The sequence below is a fragment of the Methylobacterium sp. 391_Methyba4 genome (genome assembly GCF_029691625.1).
Classification (GTDB): domain Bacteria; phylum Pseudomonadota; class Alphaproteobacteria; order Rhizobiales; family Beijerinckiaceae; genus Methylobacterium; species Methylobacterium fujisawaense.
The window spans coordinates 1,108,882-1,126,027 of sequence record NZ_CP121475.1 but is presented as its reverse complement, the minus strand read 5'-3'; the positions used below and the strand labels follow the sequence as shown (position 1 = coordinate 1,126,027).

Below are 17,146 nucleotides of genomic sequence, written 5' to 3'. Positions count from 1 at the left end.
AATTGTGGCTCCTGAATGGTGACCATTCCGTTAGCCAGTCTGCACCGGTCGCCGACGTGCGCCAGAACACGTCAGGAGCCTGTCGGCGGCGGCGCCTCTCTGTGTTGACGCCCCGATCCTGAACGCGCACTTAAGGCTTCGCCCGTCGAGGGCCTGCCTTCGCGCTTCTTTCGGAGACACCCGTGCCGGATCGTACCGTGCGCATCGTCCTCGCCGCGGTCCTGGTCCTGCTGGCGCTCTACGTCGCCCAACCCTACCTGCAACCGCTGCTCTACTCCGCCGACACGCCGCGGGCGGTGATGGCCCGCGGCGATCTGGCGCCGGCCGAGACGTCGACCGTCGCGCTGTTCGAGCGCGCGAGCCCGTCCGTCGTTCACGTTTTCGCGCAGGGGGCGGCGCAGAACCGAGACCTGCTCGACCTCGACGACCAGGGTGGCGACCAGGGCGGGACGCAGACCGGCACCGGCTTCGTCTGGGACGGCGCCGGCCACATCGTCACCAACACCCATGTCGTGCAGAACGCCGCGCAGAGCGGCGGATCGGTCTCCGTCCGGCTCGGCGACGGCGAGGTGGTCCCCGCGACCCTCGTCGGCCTGGCGCCGTCCTACGACCTCGCCGTCCTGCAGCTCGGGCGGGTGCGGCACATGCCGCCGCCGCTGGCGATCGGCACCTCGGCGGATCTGAAGGTCGGGCAATCGGCCTTCGCCATCGGCAACCCGTTCGGCCTCGACCACACCCTGACCACCGGCGTGATCAGCGCCGTGCGACGGCGCATGCCGACCAGCGAGGGGCGCGAATTGTCCGGCGTGATCCAGACGGATGCGGCGATCAATCCCGGCAATTCCGGCGGGCCCCTCCTCGATTCCGCGGGCCGGCTGATCGGCGTCAACACCGCCATCGTCTCGCCGTCCGGCGCCAGCGCCGGGATCGGCTTCGCGATCCCCGTCGATGTCGTCAACCGCATCGTGCCGGAGCTGATCAAGGCCGGCCGGGTGCGCAATCCCGGCATCGGCATCATCGCCGCCCAGGAGGCGGCCACCGCGCGGCTCGGCATCGACGGCGTTGTGATCGTGCGGGTGCTGCCCGGCTCCCCCGCCGCGCAGGCCGGGCTGCGCGGCGTCGACCCGCAGACCGGGGATATCGGCGACGTGATCGTCGAGGCCAACGGCCGCCCGGTCCATCGGCTCGCGGACCTGACGGCGGCCATCGAGGAAGCCGGCCTCGGCGCCGGCGTGACCCTGAAGGTGGTGCGCGATGGCCGGATCCGGCAGGTCCGCGTCACCACGGCGGACGTTGCGGAGAACCGGCAATGACGCGCCTGCGCCTGGCCCTCCCCGTCATCGCCCTCCCCGTCATCCTCCTCGCCGGTGCGGCGCAGGCCGGCGAGCCGCCGGCGCGCGCGCGCCTCTGCCCGGAGAATCTGCCCGAGGGCGTGCGTCTCCCGCCGCAGCCCGGCTGCGACGCCGACATCCGCCCGCCGAAGCCGCGCCGTCCCGGCTTCTTCGACCTGGGCGACGGGACCAGCATCCAGATCGGCGGGAGCGCCTCCGCCACCTATGGCGTGCGGCGCTGAGCGATGGTGCTGTTTGCCGGCCTGCTCGCCTGCCTGACCCTGTGGTGGCTGTCCAAGAACGGCGGCCTCGGCCGACGGATCAGGCGCGGCCTCGGGGCGGGCCTCGGCTCAGCCTTCGGCTCAGCCCTCGGACGTGTGCGGCTGCCGACCTTCGGCGCCTTCGCGCTGCTCGCCGCCGGGTTCCTGCTCCTGCGCGGGAACTTCGTCCTGGCGGCGCTTCTCGGGCTCAGCGGCGTCTGGTTGATCGAGGGGCAGGCCGCGATGACCGCGCGGCTCCGTCGTCTGATCCGGCCGGACCCCGGTCAGGGGCCCCGCGATCCTGCGGATCGCCGCTTCCGCACGACCCTGATCGACGCGCTCCTGCGCCCGGACGGCAGCCTGCGCACCGGCCGGGTCATCGCCGGGCCAAGCGCCGGCACGTCGCTCGACGCTATGCCAACCGGTGCCGTGGTCGATCTGCTCCGGCTCTGCCGCCTTCGCGACGCCGCGGGCGCCGCCCTGCTAGAGCCGTATCTCGACCGCCGGGCGCCCGGATGGCGTGTAGACGCTGAGCGCGATCGCGACCCGCGGCCGCGCCGTCCGGCGAACCCAGGGACGATGACGCAGGAGGAGGCGTACCAGGTCCTGGGGCTTCAGCGCGGGGCGACCGCTGAGGAGATCCGGTCGGCCCACCGGTCTCTCATGAAGCGGGCTCACCCCGACCAGGGAGGCAGCGCCGAGCGGGCGGCGCGCGTCAACGCGGCCCGGGACAGGCTTCTGAACCGACATCGCTGAACTCCACGCGCGTTGTCAGAGAGATACCGATCGTCGGCCGCGGACGAACTCGGTCGCGGCCGTTCCGTGTCGGCGCGCGGGCGCGCCGGCCGGTCTCCGGAGCCTCAGCTCCGGGTGGCGAAGCAGCTGAAGCCGCTGCGCTTCAGGGCCGAGCAGGCCTCCTGGGCGGAATCCTGCTCGGCGAAGCCCGAGAAGCGGGCCCGGAACAGCGTGGTGCCGCCGTGCTCGACCTTGACGGTGTAGGGTGCGGCCTTGGAGAGGCTGCCCCCCACCTTGGCACGCGCCTCAGAGAGCATCGACCGGGCCTTGCCCTCGTCGTCCATGGCCCCGAGCTGGATCACCCAGGCGGTGGGGACGACGCGGGCGCCGGAGACCGCCTTCGGCGGCTCGTCGCGCTCGAGGGAGGCCACCCGGGCCGTGGATTTGGACGCCCCCGGGAAGGGCGGCTGGGCATTGCCGCCGCCGGCATAGGCCTGGGCCGCCTTCGGGATTCCCTGCGGCCCGGGCTTCCAGGTGCCGCCCGGCGTCGTCGTCTTCGAGGGCGACAGGTCGAGGGGCTCGCCGGTGGTGCCGGTGGTCTCGACATCCTCGTCGTCGGCGGAGGCGACCTGCGTGCGGGTCCGCGAGACCGCGTCGGCGACGACTGCCGGGCGGGCGCGCTCGGCCACTTCGGTGACGGCGGGCGCGACCCGGGCGCCGGCATAGGCCCGCGGCAGGCTGGACCGGACGAGGTCGGCCATGATCCGGTCGCGGCTCGCGCCGGACTTGCCGCCGAGCACGATCGCCACGATCTGGCGGCCGTCGGACTTCGCGGCGGTCATCAGGTTGAAGCCGGAATCCCGGGTGTAGCCGGTCTTGATCCCGTCGACGCCCTGGACGTTGCCCAGCAGGTGGTTGTGGTTGCCGATCACCCGGCCGCGGAACGCGAAGGACCGGGTCTGGAAGTAACGGTAATAGCGCGGAAACCGGTCCTGGATCGCCTGGGCGAGGACGGTCAGGTCGCGGGCGGTGGTGAGCTGGTCCGGGTCGGGCAGGCCCGAGGCGTTGGCATAGCGCGTCCGGCTCATGCCCAGGGCATGGGCCTTGGCGGTCATCATCTGGGCGAAGCGCTCCTCGGAGCCGGCGATGTTCTCGCCGATGGCGCAGGCCACGTCGTTCGCCGACTTCGTCACGATCGCCTTGATGGCATCCTCGACCGTGATGGTCTGGCCCGGCCGCAGGCCGAGCTTCGACGGCGCCTGGGCGGCGGCGTGGGCCGAGATGGTCAGTTCGGAATCGAGGGCGAACTTGCCGCGCTCCATCTGCTCGAACAGCATGTAGAGCGTCATCACCTTGGTGATCGAGGCCGGGTGCCGCAGGGCGTCCTCGTTGACCGCGTGCAGGGTCTTGCCGCTCTTCACGTCCACGACCATCGCGGCGTAGGGCGGGTTGTAGCCGCCGGTGGCCCGGGCATGGTGTTGGTGCCGGCCGCGCCGGGCCTCGGCCGGCGAGGCCAGGGCCGTCAGGACCGCGGCGGCCAGGATCGCGGCCGGGAGCGCTGGAATCGTCCGGGAGCGGCCTACTACGCTACGCATCACGCCTGATTGCCTCGCGAGACCGGATCTGGCCGGTCGTATCCCCTGCAGAGCCTCCCGCCGATCGCGTGGCCCCGCTGCATCAGTGGAGAGTTAGGCAGGTGCAGTTACAGGCCCGTTAATGCGATCGCGGCGAATGCCGGATCGTGTCGTTCCGGCCATCGTTTACGGTCGATCGCTCGCGGACCGTCACCGGCCTGCCAACCCATGCCGGTTGCGGCCGACGGGTCTTACCCGCCCGAGCTTGACGCTGGCTGTCGCGCCGCACACTCTCGCGCCGATCCGAAGAGGTCGGTCACGGGTGGCCGGCAGGTTCGGCGGCGGTCTGGAGATCGGCGATGCAGAGGCCCCCTGCCCTTCCGTTGAGCCCGGTCGTCTCCGGGTTCAGAACGCCCCTTCATCGGTTCGGGATCGTGAGTCGGGCGGCCCAGACCCTCGGGATCACGTATGCCGACTCGTTCAAGACGGCGTTCGACGATCTCGGGGCTACCTCGCGGGCGCTGGCGGCGGCCCGCGGCCCGGCCGAACTCGTGGCGGTTCAGGCCGCATATCTGAACCGGGCCGGCGCGCGCGCCACGGCCCGCTCTGCCGCGGCCGGCGACATGATCCTCGGCCTCACCGGCGCATTTCTGCGGCCGAAGGCAGCGCTCGACGGCGCGCCCCGTCCCGGATCGGCGCAGACGTGAGCCGCTGGCGCATGATCAGCGAGGCGGACAAGTGCGCACAGGCGTCTGGCGAAGTCGGCTCACCGTCTGTAGATTAACGGCCGTGGAGCCGAGCGCTGCTCCCGGCAGGCCAGGACTGGATCGGCCGTCAGGGCCGGCGGCGCCCGCTCCAAACGAGGGATCGGTTCGACGCACATGACACAGGTCCCCATGCAGGGCACCGCGAGTTCGACGAAGGTTCACTGGCCGGCGCGCACCGCGGTCACGGCGTCCGGTTCGCGCGCCCCTGGCGGCGACGACCGGTCCAACACGGCGATCATCACCCGCACCAAGCCGCGGACCAAGCGGCCGAGCCTGTACCGGGTACTCCTTCTGAACGACGACTATACGCCGATGGAGTTCGTGGTCCTGGTGGTCGAGCGGTTCTTCAACAAGAGCCACGAGGACGCCTACCACATCATGATGCACGTGCATCAGAACGGGGTCGGCGAGTGCGGCGTCTTCACCTACGAGGTGGCGGAGACCAAGGTGACGCAGGTCATGGACTTCGCGCGCAAACACCAACATCCTCTCCAGTGCGTTATGGAAAAGAAATAGGCGCCGCTCGCGGTAGGCACCCACACAGAGGCCAGCTTTGCCAAGCTTCTCACGCAGCCTAGAACAAGCTCTCCACCGCGCCCTGGCGCTGGCCGGAGAACGCCGGCACGAATACGCGACGCTGGAGCATCTCCTGCTCGCCCTCGTGGACGATCAGGATGCGGCCGCGGTCATGCGTGCCTGCAACGTCGAGATCGACACGCTCAAGCGCAGCCTGGTCGACTACGTCGACACGGAACTCTCCAACCTCACCGGGGACGGACGGCAGGACGCCAAGCCCACGGCGGGCTTCCAGCGCGTGATCCAGCGGGCGGTGATCCACGTCCAGTCCTCCGGTCGGGAGGAGGTGACCGGCGCCAACGTGCTCGTGGCGATCTTCGCCGAGCGCGAGAGCCACGCCGCCTACTTCCTGCAGGAGCAGGACATGACCCGCTACGACGCGGTCAACTACATCAGCCACGGCATCGCCAAGCGCCCGGGCGCCTCCGAGGCGAAGCCCGTGCGCGGTGCCGAGGACGAGGGTGCCGCCGAGCGCCCGAGCGACGAGGGGGATCCCCGCGGCGGCGCGAAGAAGAAGGGCGACGCGCTCGACGCCTACTGCGTCAACCTCAACAAGAAGGCCCGCGACGGCAAGATCGACCCGCTGATCGGCCGCGAGACCGAGGTCCAGCGGACCATCCAGGTCCTGTGCCGCCGGCAGAAGAACAACCCGCTGCTCGTGGGTGACCCGGGCGTCGGCAAGACCGCCATCGCCGAGGGGCTGGCCCGCAAGATCATCCAGCACGAGGTGCCGGAGGTCCTGGCCGACGCGACCGTCTTCTCCCTCGACATGGGCACGCTGCTCGCCGGCACCCGCTACCGGGGCGACTTCGAGGAGCGCCTCAAGCAGGTGATGAAGGAGATCGAGGCGCACCCGAACGCCATCATGTTCATCGACGAGATCCACACGGTGATCGGCGCCGGTGCGACCTCGGGCGGGGCCATGGACGCGTCGAACCTGCTCAAGCCGGCGCTGGCCTCGGGCACGCTGCGCTGCATCGGCTCGACCACTTACAAGGAGTACCGCCAGTACTTCGAGAAGGACCGAGCCCTGGTGCGCCGGTTCCAGAAGATCGACGTCAACGAGCCGTCGATCCCTGACACGATCGAGATCGTGAAGGGCCTGCGCCCGTATTTCGAGGAGTTCCACAAGCTCAAGTACACGACCGAAGCCGTGAAGGCCGCGGTGGAGCTGTCGGCGCGCTACATCAACGACCGCAAGCTGCCCGACAAGGCGATCGACGTGATCGACGAGACGGGCGCCTCGCAGATGCTCGTGCCGGAGGCCCGCCGCAAGCGCACCATCGGCATCAAGGAGATCGAGGCGACCATCGCCACGATGGCCCGCATCCCGCCGAAGACCGTCTCGAAGGACGACGCGGTGGTGCTCCAGCACCTGACCGAGAACCTGAAGCGCGTGGTCTACGGCCAGCCGAACGCCATCGAGGCCCTGACCTCGGCGATCAAGCTGGCCCGGGCCGGGCTGCGCGACCCGGACAAGCCGATCGGCTCGTACCTGTTCGCGGGACCGACCGGCGTCGGCAAGACCGAGGCCGCCAAGCAGCTCGCCGCGTCGCTGGGCGTCGAGATGCTGCGCTTCGACATGTCGGAATACATGGAGCGCCACACGGTGAGCCGCCTAATCGGCGCGCCCCCCGGCTACGTGGGCTTCGACCAGGGCGGCCTGCTCACCGACGGGATCGACCAGCACCCGCATTGCGTGCTGCTGCTCGACGAGATCGAGAAGGCTCACCCGGACCTGTTCAACATCCTGTTGCAGGTCATGGACCACGGGAAGCTCACCGACCACAACGGCAAGCAGGTCGATTTCCGCAACGTCATCATCATCATGACGTCGAATGCGGGCGCCTCGGATCTGGCGAAGGCGGCCTACGGCTTCACCCAGTCGAAGCGTTCCGGCGACGACGTGGAGGCGATCAACCGGCTGTTCGCGCCGGAATTCCGCAACCGCCTCGACGCGATCATCTCGTTCGGCCACCTGCCGAAGGAGGTGGTGGCCAAGGTGGTCGACAAGTTCGTCCTCCAGCTCGAGGCGCAGCTCGCCGACCGCAACGTCACGATCGAGCTCTCGGACGAGGCCCGCGACTGGCTGGTGGAGCATGGCTACGACGACGCGATGGGCGCCCGCCCGATGGCCCGGCTGATCCAGTCGACCATCAAGACGCCCCTCGCCGACGAGGTTCTGTTCGGCAGGCTGAAGGATGGCGGTGCGGTCCGCGTGGTCGTGCGCAAGCCGGAGGATGCCGAGGCCAAGTCGGGCGCCAAGGACAGCCTGGGCTTCGATTTCCCGGCCGGCCCCGTCACGCCCAAGCCCGAGAAGGACGTGACCAACGCCGCCAAGCGCCACAAGCGGGCCAAGCCCCGCGCCGCGGCGCGCAAGAAGACGCCGAAGGACAACAAGGGCGGCGGCGGCAGCTCGGGCGGCGGCGTCCGGACCGTGCCGAAGGTGCCACTCGTGCGCGCCTAATGGTGTGCATGCCGGCTGGCGGCCTTCCGGACTAGGGGCCGCCGGTCTATGACCGCCGCGACGCGAAAGCGCCGCGGCGAGGAGGCGCCCGATGACAGACAACCTGCACGAGGGACCCCTGTCCCCCGTCGCGCAGCCGGCGCCCCCCAAGAAGCTGACCCGGCGCGAGGAGCGGCGGCGGCGTCGTCAGCGGCGTCGGCGCGGCGAGGAGGTGCTCGCCTGGGTGCTCGTGCCGCTGATCTGCGTCGGCATCTACCTGGGCATCAGCGCCGGTTTCGACTTCTTCGGCACATCGCCCGGCCAGGTCTGGGACCAGCTGATGCAGGTCAAGGCCATGATGGAGAAGCGCTCGGGCAGCCCGGGGGCGCGCGGCTAGCGCACCGCTTTCGGTCCGCGCGCCGTGGACTGGAGCCTGGATGACTCCGAGCGGGTGCGCCATGAGACCGACCCGACGCACAGTCCTCACCTCTGCTCTCGTAGCGGCCCCGGCACTGCGCGCCTGGGCCCGCACCGGCCCGGTGGTCATCGTCGGTGCCGGGGCGGCGGGGCTGGCGGCGGCATCGGCGCTGCGGAGCGCCGGACGTAGCTTCATCCTGGTGGAGGCACGGGACCGGATCGGCGGGCGCGCCTTCACCGACAGGGCGCTCGGTGCGGCGTATCCGTTCGATGCCGGCGCCGAGTATATCCATTGGGCCGAGCGCAATCCCTGGGCGCCCATCGCCCGGGCCGCCAAGGCCCGCTTCGCCGGCGAGGAAGGCTGGGCGCGCAAGCTCGTGATCGACGGTCGCCCCGCCACCGAAGCCGAGATGGCGAACCGGCGTGCCGGCTTCTCGGGCCTCGACGCGCTCCTCGTTCCGAAGGCGGCCGACATCTCGTTGGCGGAAGCGGCCGGAATCGGCGGCCCGATGGCCGTGCAGGCCGCGGCCGGCCTCAGCCGGCTCTCGCTCGGCGAGGATCCCGAGCGCGTCTCGGCCATGGATTACGACCGGCTCTGGTCCGGCACAGACCTCTGGGTCGACGGCTACGGCGCCCTGGTGGCGCACCATTTCGCCGACCTGCCGGTGCGGCTCGGCTGCCCGGTTCACGCGATCGACTGGTCCGGACAGGACGTCCGCATCGAGACGGGGTGTGGCACCCTCACGGCAGCCGCGGTGATCGTGACGGTGCCGGTGGGCGTGCTGAAGGCCGGTCGCGTGGCCTTCACCCCGGCCCTGCCGGCCAGCACACAGGCGGCTCTCGATGGATTGCGCATGGGCGCCTACACCAAGATCGGCCTGCGCCTCGACCCGGCGAAGCTCGATCCGGCGACCGTGGGTGATGCGGTGTCGCTGGCAAAGGGCGGACCGACGATCTACTTCGAGATGAAGCCGTTCGGTCGGTCCTTGACGGTGGCCAATCTCGGGGGCGATCTCGCCCGCGACCTGTGCCGCGCCGGCGAGGCGGCGGCCGTGGCGCTGGCCACAGAGCGCCTGGTCGCGATCCTCGGCGCGGACGCCCGGGACGCGGTCGTGGCGGGGCGGCTCGCCGGCTGGTGGACGGATCCGTACGCCCTCGGATCGTACGCGATCGTCGCCCCCGGCCACGCGGAGGCCCGGGACCGCCTGCGTGACCCGGTGGGGGGACGCGTGTTCTTCGCCGGAGAGGCGCTGGCCGGCGGCGGGGCCATGACGGTGGGCGGGGCCACGCTGGACGGCGCGCGCGCCGCCCGCGACGTTCTGAAGGCGCTGTCGACCTGAGAGGGCGCGCGCCCCGTCTCTGCCCCGGAGGCCGGACGGGACCGCCCGGCCTCAGCCCGTCGCAGCGCGGCTCGAAAGCGGCACGACCGGTACCGCGTGGGAGGACCGTCGCCGGATCGCCGCCACAGCGAGGGGTTCGGCGCGCCCCCGCAGGGCATGGGCACCGAGATCGTCCGCAATCAGGTCGTCGGGCAGTTCTCCGATCCGGTCGAGGAGATCGGCGGAAACCAGCACGTGCACACCGAGGGTCTTCGACAGGGCCTCGAGCCGCGCGGTCGTGTTCACGACGTCGCCGAAATACGCGATCTTGTGCCGCTCCAGTCCGATCTCGGCGGTGACCACCGGGCCGCAATGCAGGGCGGCGCGGAATTGCGGGACTTGGCCGAAGCGGCTGCGCCAGCTTGCGGCCTCCGCGGCCAGACGCGCTTCGAAGTCGAAGACGCAGCGCAGGCAGGCCGCATCGCGCAACCCCCGGTCCAGCGGCCAAGTCACCAGCGCCAGATCGCCGATGTAATCGTCGATGGAGCCGCGGGCGCGCGACACCGGCAGCGCCAGGGCGTTGAACACTTGGCCGAGATAGGCCTGGGCCTCCCGGTCGCCGTAGCGGTCGGCGAAGTGCGTCGAGCCCGTCACGTCGAGGAACAGGAAGATGCGCTCCTCGCTGATCGGCCGGTGATAGCGCCCGATCAGCAGGTTGGCGAACACGCCGGGACCGATCAGGTCGCGGACGCGGAACACGAACACCACGAGGGCCGAGATGCCGAGCGCGTAGAGGAGGCCTGTATCGGTCATCAGCATCGCGTTCCGCGCGCTGTACATGAAGCGGAACAGCTTGTTCAGAACGGTGCTGGCGACCGCATTCCCGATCACGATCAGCCCGATATAGAGGGCCACCGTGGCGATCAGGAACAGCGGCGTCGCGAGGGCGCGGATGCGGTCGCGCAGGCGCGGGGCCAGCAGCCTGCGCTCGTAGAGCAGGATCGGCGTGCCGATGATCGCGCCGCGGATCGCCGCGCCGGTCAGGGGACCGACGTCGAAAAGCGTCCCGTAGAGCAGCCCCGCGAGCGCCCCCAATCCAGGCGCCACCAGGAGGAACCAGGGCGGCCCGATACGCATGGGGCGGCCCCGGCCTTGTCCTCAGTCCAGCCGGAGGGCGTGGACCGAGAAGAGCTGGTCCGGATCCGTCCAGACCTTCAGCCATGTCCAGCCGGCCCGCTCGGTGAGGGCGCGGAACGTGGCCACTGTGTACTTGTAGCTGCTTTCCGTGTGGATCGTCTCGCCTGCCGCAAAGGCGAAGGTGTCGCTGCCGACCCGCACGGCCTGCGCGTCACGGGCCACGAGGTGCATCTCGATCCGCGAGGCGTTGGGGTTGAACACCGCCCGGTGGCTGAACGCGTCCGGCTCGAAGCGGCCCGCGAGTTCCCGGTTGATCCGCGTCAGGAGGTTGAGGTTGAAGGCCGCCGTGACGCCCTGGGCGTCGTCGTAGGCATTCTCCAGAACCGCGGCATCCTTCACGAGGTCGACGCCGACGATCATGTGGGCGCCCGGGCCGAGGATCCGTCCGAAGCGGTGCAGCAACCCCTCGGCCTCGTGCGGATCAAAATTGCCGATGGTCGAGCCGGGGAAGAAGCCAGCCCGCGGGAGGCCGTCGAGACTGTCCGGCAGGTTGAAGTCCTGGGTGAAGTCAGCGACCACCGGTTCGACCCGCAGATGCGGAAAGTCGCCCCGGAGCCCCTCGGCTTGCGCCCGCAGGAACTCGCCCGAGACGTCCACGGGCACATAGGCCGCGAGCGTGTCGAGATGGCCGAGCAGGCGACGGAGCTTGACGGTCGAGCCGCTGCCGAACTCGACTAGCGCCGCATGCGCGGGCAGCAGTGTCGCCATCTCCGGGCCGCTGGCCTCCAGGATGCCGATCTCCGTACGGGTCGGATAATATTCCGGAAGCTGGGTGATCTCTTCGAACAGAGCGGATCCGGCCGCGTCGTAGAAATACTTCGGCGAGAGCGCCTTCTGGGGTTTCGACAGGCCCGTCCGGACGTCGTCGAGGAACGACAGGGGCGCCGCGTCCAGCGTGACCGGCGTCGCGTCGGGGAAGGTGGGCTTGATGGTCAAGGGCAGCTCCGGAGGGCGTCAGGCGGCATCGGCCAGGCGCAGGCCCGTGAACTGCCAGCGCTGGTGCGGATAGAAGAAATTGCGGTACGGCAGCCGGGCATGACCCTCGGGTGTCGCCACCGACGAGCCGCGCAGCACGAACTGGTTGGCCATGAACTTGCCGTTGTACTCACCGAGGGCCCCCGGGAGCGGCCGGTAGCCCGGGTAGGGCATGTAGGCGCTGCGGGTCCATTGCCAGACGAGGCCGAAGGCATCCGGCAGACCGCCGTCCCGGGCCGCGACCTCCCACTCGAACTCGGTCGGCAGGAACCGGCCGGCCCAGCGGGCATAGGCGTCGGCCTCGTAGTAGCTGATGTGGGTGACGGGCGCGTCGAGATCCACAGGCCGCTGGCCGCCGAGGGTCATGGTCGTCCACCCCTCCCCGTCCCGGCGCCAGTAGCCGGGCGCCTCCCAGCCCTCCGCCGGACCGGCATACCAGCCGTCCGAGAGCCACAGCTCGGGCTTGGCATAGCCGCCGTCCTCCATGAAGCCGAGCCACTGGCGGTTGGTCACCAGCGCCCGGTCGATGCGGCCGGCCGGGATCAGCGTCTCGTGGCGGGGGGATTCGTTGTCGAATGAGAACCCCTCTCCCGTGTGGCCGATCCAGGCGATCTCCCGGCGGAGCTCGACCTGACCGCGCTGCGCGGCTGCGTCCGGGAAGCGCCAGTCCGGATCGTAGGCGGGATTGAGCGGATTCTGCGCGAAGGCGTGGAGGATGTCGGTGAGGAGCAACTCCTGGTGCTGCTGCTCGTGATAGAGGCCAATCTCCAGGATCGGCAGCACCATCTCCAGCGCGCGATCGGAGGCTTGGCTCAGCAGGGTCTCGACGGCGCGGTCGATATGGGCCCGGTAGGCAGCGACCTCGGCCATGGTCGGGCGGGTGATCATGCCCCGCTGGATGCGCGGCTGCCGCGGGCCGGCCGCCACGTAGTACGAGTTGAAGAGGTAGTGTAGCCGCGCGTCGTAGATGGCGTAGCCCGGCAGATGCTCCCGCAGCAGGAACTGCTCGAAGAACCACGTGACATGCGCCCGGTGCCACTTGGTCGGGCTCGCATCCGCCATGGACTGGACCTGCTGGTCCTCCGGCGAGAGCGGTGCGGCGCGGCGCTCGGTCTCGTTCCGGACCTGCCGGAAGGCCGCGATCCACGCGGCGCGATCGATCGGTCGTGCGGTGACGGGCGGCGGCGGAAAGGCCGGTGCCCGGGGGTCGTGCGTCTCGTCCGGACGCAGTGCGGCCGTCGCTGCCATGACGATGATCCCCTTAATCCTGCCGCACCGAGAACCATTTCCTCGATTCCGGGCCGGCCGGCAGAAGATATGTCCCGGTTGTGGTCCGACAACCTCTCCGACGAGCATCGGCTCGGCGCAGCCGGTCTGGGGGCACTTCGCCGCGGACGCGCGGCGGTTAACGGAACGGGTTGGGGATCGCGGATCTTTCTCTCGCCGCAGTGAGGTCGCCTTAACCCTCACGGCCGAGATTTTGGGACGCTCTTCGAGGAGTCCGGGTTCTCATGCGGATCGATCTGATGGCCGGGGCCAGCCTGTCCGCCGCGGCGCTGCGCAGTGCCGCCGAGCCGACCATCCTGGTCTTCGATTCCGGGCTTGGCGGCCTCACCGTCCTCGACGCCGTGCGGCGCGCCCGCCCGGATGCCCGTTACGTCTATGTCGGCGACGATGCCGCCTTCCCCTATGGCCGGCTCGGGGAGGCGCCCCTCGTCGCCCGCGTCCTCACCGTGATGGAGCGGCTCGTCGCGACCCACAGGCCTGATCTCGTCGTGATCGCCTGCAACACCGCCTCGACGCTGGTGCTTCCGGCGCTCCGGCAGCGCTTCACGACGCCCTTCGTGGGCGTGGTGCCGCCGATCAAGCCCGCGGCCGAGGTGACGCGCTCCCGGATGATAACCCTGCTGGCGACGCCCGGCACGGTGGCGCGCTCCTACACGAGCGACCTGATCGCGACCTATGCCGGCGCCTGCGCGGTCACGCGGATCGGCTCGCAGAATCTCGCCGGCTACGCGGAAGCCGAGCTCGCCGGCGCGCCGGTGGACGATGCCGCCCTCGCCGCGGAGATCGCCCCCTGCTTCGTCACCGAGGCGGACGGCCGGCGCACCGACGTGATCTGCCTCGCCTGCACCCACTATCCCCTGCTGCTTCCGCGCCTGCAGGCCGTGGCGCCCTGGCCGGTGACTTGGATCGACCCGGCCCCCGCCATCGCCCGGCGCGTCGTGCAGCTGATCGGCCCGCTCCCGCGCGAGGCGGACCGGCACGGCTCCGCGCTCGGCGCCTTCACGGCCGGAAGCTGCCTGACCGACGCCCTGCGCACAGCCCTCGCGGCCCGCGGAATCGGTGAGGTCGGCGTGGAGTCGATCCCGTTGCCGATGCAGTAGACGGGCGCGGCGATCCCGGGCGCCACAACGGGCGCCTGAGCCCTGGGATGCGCATCCGCCCGCCCGCTCGCGTGAGCGCCGCCGGGCCCGGCCCTCAGTGCCGTGTCCGGCCCACGCGCCCCTCAGGAGGCGCTGAGGCCGGCGGCACGCGGCATGGTCGTCGACGGGGCTGCGGACGCATCGGCTTCGGTCGGAACGATCAGGTGGACGAACAGCATGCCGGCGGCGACGATCAGCGCGAGGGCGATGATCCGCCAGAGTTCGAGGATCGGCTCCTGAGCGGGCGCATCCTGGTGCGGCCTGTTGGTTTCGCTCGGCATCGCTTCCGCTTCTCCGCCTCTGACCATCCGGATCGGACACCCGGAGGATGAACGCCCCGTAAACTCCGCCCTCGATCGCCGCGTCCGATCCGTTGCCGAAGGCCGGGGCCGGCTGCGTCAGCCGGGTCCGGTCCGGGGCGCGGGTCAGAATCGTCTTCGCCGTGAAGACGATGATGGTGCGTTCGACCGGAAAGCGGATGATCGCCGTGTCGCACCGGAATGGGGCGACAGGTGGACGGCCGCGGCGCATGCGCGGTGCGTCACCGCACAGACGGAGGAGCCGGTCCGTCGGCCGCAGCGCGCCGACGGCGCCGGCACGTTCAGAGACGATTTGGGCCAATGGCGGGCTTCGATCAGATGTCGAAAGCTGAATACAGCTCGATACTGGGCGTTGATCGCATTCGAGAGTATGGTTTAGCTTGATTCGTGATCGCCCGCGGATCCGAGCGGCCTGCGGCGGGGCTCCGCTCCGGGAGTGCCTGATGTTCGAGAGCATGTTTTGGGGCGCGGCGCTCGTCGCGCTGATCGGGTCGGCCGCGATCGTGGCGATCGGGTCGAGCTTCCAGCCGGGCCTTAGCCGGAGGAACGAGGTGGATCCGCGCGTGCCGGATCCGCGCCGGACCTTCGGACGCAAGCGCCGATGGCGGCGTCCGCCGCGGGTGGCACGGCGCATCGGGCCGCTCCCGATGCGGTGAGGGCCGCTGCACCAAAGACGTACATCTCCCGGCGACCATGCGCATGATAATCTCTGATGGACTGCGGGATCGCAGTGTTCACGCCGCGCGGGAGGGTTAGGGACTGATGAGCGTGCGTCAGATTTGTGATCAGGTTCGGATCGCCGAGCAGGCCTTCACTGCCGCGCTCGGCAACATGAAGGACGCGGGCCTGCGCGAAGCGCTGAGCCGCGAGCTTCAGGAAATGGAGAGCGCCGAGATCGAGGCCGGACAGGACGCAGCCTTGGCGCGGTCGGCCTCCTGGAAGCGGGTGAAGATGCTGCATGGCCTCGGTTACCCGGTGGATTTCGGCTGGCTTCACGCCTCCACGGGACAAGCCTGCTGAGCCGGGCGGCCGGAGGGCGATCAGCAACGATCGATTGTATCCCGGCCGCCGGATCGGCCGGCGCTTTCGCCCGTTGTGCCTGCCGGGCGTTTTCGCGCCCGGCGGATACCGCCGACCTCTCGACCCGGACACGACATGCTGGCTTGGTTTCGTGCCCTGATGCCGCGAGAGGACCGGTTCTTCGACCTGTTCGAGCGTCATGCCGCGACGCTCACGGAGGGCGCCGCCGCGCTTCGGTCGCTCCTCGACGGCACGCAAGCCGTATCGGCGGCCTACGTGGCGATCGCGGCCCATGAGGATGCCGCGGACGCGATCACCCGGGAGGCGCTTCTGGCGGTCCGCCGGACCTTCATCACGCCCTTCGACCGCAGCGATATTCAGGCCCTGGTCGGGTCCCTCGACGACGCCATCGACCAGATGCTCAAGACCGCCAAGGCGGTCCAGCTCTTCGAGGTGACCACCTTCGAGCCGGCGATGCGCGAGATGGGGGCGGTCATTCAGGAGGCCGCGCAGGTCACCGCCGAGGCCCTGCCGAAGCTGCGGGCGCTCGGCGAGAATGCCACCGCGCTGAACGGCCTGACCGAGCGCGTGATCGAGCTGGAGGGGCGGGCCGACGACCTGCACAACGACGGGTTGAAGGCCCTGTTCAAGGCGTCGGGACAGGACCCCATGGCCTTCATCGTCGGGTCGGAACTCTACGGCCACCTGGAGAAGGTCATGGATCGGTTCGAGGACGTGGCGAACCAGATCAGCAGCATCGTCGTCGAACACGTTTAAGCTGCAGGCCGCCGCGTGACATTCCTCATCGTCCTCATTGCCCTCGCGCTGGTCTTCGATTTCCTGAACGGGTTGCACGATGCCGCGAATTCCATCGCCACCATCGTGTCGACGCGGGTGCTGGCGCCCCGCTACGCCGTGTTCTGGGCGGCGTTCTTCAACTTCGTGGCCTTCCTGGTCTTCGGGCTCCATGTCGCCGGAACCGTGGGTTCGGGCATCATCGACGTCGCGGCGGTGGACGACCGGGTGATTCTCGGCGCGCTCGGCGGGGCGATCAGCTGGAACCTGATCACGTGGTATGCCGGCATCCCGTCCTCGAGCTCGCACGCCCTGATCGGCGGCCTGCTCGGCGCCGGCATCGCCAAGGCGGGGTTGGGCGTGATCGTCTGGCCCGGCGTGATCGCCACCAGCGCCGCCATCGTCCTGTCGCCGGCCCTCGGCTTCGCCCTCGGCTTGGTGCTGATGCTGGCGGTCTCATGGATCTTCATCCGCTCGACCCCGCACGCGGTGGACGGGCTGTTCCGGGGCCTGCAATTCGTCTCCGCCTCGCTCTACTCCCTCGGCCACGGCGGCAACGACGCCCAGAAGACCATGGGCATCATCGCCGCCCTGCTCTACGCCCACGGCGAGAGCGGGGCCTTTCATGTGCCGCTCTGGGTCGTGCTGTCCTGTCAGGGCGCCATGGCGCTCGGCACCCTTCTGGGCGGCTGGCGCATCGTCCACACGATGGGCTCGAAGATCACGCGCCTGACGCCCCTGCAGGGCTTCTGCGCCGAGACCGGAGGCGCCGCGACCCTGTTCGCCGCAACGGCCTTCGGCATCCCGGTCTCGACCACCCACACGATCACCGGCGCCATCGTCGGCGTCGGGGCTGCGCGCCGGGTCTCGGCGGTCCGCTGGAACGTGGCGCAGGGCATCGTGATCGCCTGGGTGATCACGATGCCGGCCGCGGCCCTGGTCGCGGCCCTGACCTACGCGGCATCGGGCCTCGTGCTGCCGTAGGACG

The 17,146-nt window shown here is 70.2% G+C and carries 18 protein-coding genes; 13 read left to right on the top strand and 5 right to left on the bottom strand.

Features of this window, described 5'->3' with window-relative positions; translation table 11 throughout:
- The first annotated feature begins 182 nt into the window (after window positions 1–182).
- Genes P9K36_RS05440 through P9K36_RS05430 form a run of 3 tightly spaced genes read left to right on the top strand, consistent with a single transcriptional unit; the run spans window position 183 to window position 2,347 of the window.
- On the top strand, window positions 183–1,313 hold the full coding sequence (locus tag P9K36_RS05440) for a trypsin-like peptidase domain-containing protein (protein ID WP_043388664.1): 1,131 nt from the start codon (window positions 183–185) through the stop codon (window positions 1,311–1,313).
- Window positions 1,310–1,573 carry a hypothetical protein gene (locus P9K36_RS05435; protein WP_111474123.1) on the top strand — a complete coding sequence of 88 codons (264 nt, stop codon included), beginning with the start codon at window positions 1,310–1,312 and terminating at the stop codon, window positions 1,571–1,573. The genes P9K36_RS05440 and P9K36_RS05435 overlap by 4 nt, the downstream gene beginning before the upstream one ends.
- Window positions 1,574–1,576: 3 nt before the next feature.
- Window positions 1,577–2,347, top strand: a complete 771-nt coding sequence (locus P9K36_RS05430; RefSeq protein ID WP_278306626.1) for a DnaJ domain-containing protein — start codon at window positions 1,577–1,579, stop codon at window positions 2,345–2,347.
- A gap of 104 nt (window positions 2,348–2,451) precedes the next feature.
- Here P9K36_RS05430 and P9K36_RS05425 read toward each other — a convergent pair whose 3' ends face one another.
- Window positions 2,452–3,921 (bottom strand): D-alanyl-D-alanine carboxypeptidase, encoded by a 1,470-nt coding sequence (locus P9K36_RS05425; protein WP_043352005.1) that lies wholly within the window; start codon window positions 3,919–3,921, stop codon window positions 2,452–2,454.
- 338 nt (window positions 3,922–4,259) lie between these two features.
- Between P9K36_RS05425 and P9K36_RS05420 the strand changes: the two genes are divergently transcribed.
- From P9K36_RS05420 to P9K36_RS05400, 5 genes are all read left to right on the top strand, one after another.
- Complete coding sequence (locus P9K36_RS05420) at window positions 4,260–4,607, top strand: phasin family protein (protein ID WP_043352003.1); 348 nt, start codon at window positions 4,260–4,262, stop codon at window positions 4,605–4,607.
- A gap of 174 nt (window positions 4,608–4,781) precedes the next feature.
- Window positions 4,782–5,183 carry an ATP-dependent Clp protease adapter ClpS gene (gene clpS, locus P9K36_RS05415; protein WP_246410643.1) on the top strand — a complete coding sequence of 134 codons (402 nt, stop codon included), beginning with the start codon at window positions 4,782–4,784 and terminating at the stop codon, window positions 5,181–5,183.
- 37 nt (window positions 5,184–5,220) lie between these two features.
- Window positions 5,221–7,710 (top strand): ATP-dependent Clp protease ATP-binding subunit ClpA, encoded by a 2,490-nt coding sequence (gene clpA, locus P9K36_RS05410; protein ID WP_043755910.1) that lies wholly within the window; start codon window positions 5,221–5,223, stop codon window positions 7,708–7,710.
- Between the two features lie 91 nt (window positions 7,711–7,801).
- Window positions 7,802–8,086, top strand: coding sequence for a hypothetical protein (locus tag P9K36_RS05405; RefSeq protein WP_043350748.1), 285 nt, complete (start codon window positions 7,802–7,804; stop codon window positions 8,084–8,086).
- A 61-nt stretch (window positions 8,087–8,147) separates the two neighbouring features.
- Window positions 8,148–9,446: an FAD-dependent oxidoreductase gene (locus tag P9K36_RS05400; RefSeq protein WP_182591910.1), complete on the top strand. Its 1,299-nt coding sequence runs from the start codon at window positions 8,148–8,150 to the stop codon at window positions 9,444–9,446.
- A gap of 51 nt (window positions 9,447–9,497) precedes the next feature.
- On the opposite strand, the gene P9K36_RS05395 is transcribed toward P9K36_RS05400, so the two are convergent.
- The 3 genes from P9K36_RS05395 to egtB are packed head-to-tail and all read right to left on the bottom strand — an operon-like array spanning window position 9,498 to window position 12,845.
- The gene (locus P9K36_RS05395; RefSeq protein ID WP_278306624.1) at window positions 9,498–10,562 is read right to left on the bottom strand and encodes an adenylate/guanylate cyclase domain-containing protein; all 1,065 of its coding nucleotides are present in this window, start codon (window positions 10,560–10,562) and stop codon (window positions 9,498–9,500) included.
- A gap of 21 nt (window positions 10,563–10,583) precedes the next feature.
- The gene (gene egtD / locus P9K36_RS05390; RefSeq protein ID WP_075379707.1) at window positions 10,584–11,558 is read right to left on the bottom strand and encodes an L-histidine N(alpha)-methyltransferase; all 975 of its coding nucleotides are present in this window, start codon (window positions 11,556–11,558) and stop codon (window positions 10,584–10,586) included.
- A gap of 18 nt (window positions 11,559–11,576) precedes the next feature.
- Window positions 11,577–12,845, bottom strand: a complete 1,269-nt coding sequence (egtB, locus tag P9K36_RS05385; protein ID WP_278306623.1) for an ergothioneine biosynthesis protein EgtB — start codon at window positions 12,843–12,845, stop codon at window positions 11,577–11,579.
- 263 nt (window positions 12,846–13,108) lie between these two features.
- Here egtB and murI point away from each other — a divergent pair, with 263 nt between their 5' ends.
- A complete protein-coding gene (murI, locus tag P9K36_RS05380; protein WP_043388640.1) occupies window positions 13,109–13,984 on the top strand; it encodes a glutamate racemase in 876 nt (291 codons plus the stop codon).
- Window positions 13,985–14,106: 122 nt separating this feature from the next.
- Here murI and P9K36_RS05375 read toward each other — a convergent pair whose 3' ends face one another.
- A complete protein-coding gene (locus P9K36_RS05375; protein WP_043350768.1) occupies window positions 14,107–14,304 on the bottom strand; it encodes a hypothetical protein in 198 nt (65 codons plus the stop codon).
- A gap of 482 nt (window positions 14,305–14,786) precedes the next feature.
- On the opposite strand from P9K36_RS05375, the gene P9K36_RS05370 reads away from it, so the two are divergent.
- The 4 genes from P9K36_RS05370 (at window position 14,787) to P9K36_RS05355 (ending at window position 17,142) form a co-directional block, all read left to right on the top strand.
- Window positions 14,787–14,999 carry a hypothetical protein gene (locus P9K36_RS05370; RefSeq protein ID WP_278306622.1) on the top strand — a complete coding sequence of 71 codons (213 nt, stop codon included), beginning with the start codon at window positions 14,787–14,789 and terminating at the stop codon, window positions 14,997–14,999.
- A 106-nt stretch (window positions 15,000–15,105) separates the two neighbouring features.
- Window positions 15,106–15,363 (top strand): hypothetical protein, encoded by a 258-nt coding sequence (locus P9K36_RS05365; protein ID WP_043350773.1) that lies wholly within the window; start codon window positions 15,106–15,108, stop codon window positions 15,361–15,363.
- Window positions 15,364–15,498: 135 nt separating this feature from the next.
- On the top strand, window positions 15,499–16,140 hold the full coding sequence (locus tag P9K36_RS05360) for a DUF47 domain-containing protein (RefSeq protein WP_111474129.1): 642 nt from the start codon (window positions 15,499–15,501) through the stop codon (window positions 16,138–16,140).
- A 15-nt stretch (window positions 16,141–16,155) separates the two neighbouring features.
- A complete protein-coding gene (locus P9K36_RS05355) occupies window positions 16,156–17,142 on the top strand; it encodes an inorganic phosphate transporter (protein WP_043388636.1) in 987 nt (328 codons plus the stop codon).
- Window positions 17,143–17,146: the final 4 nt, after the last annotated feature.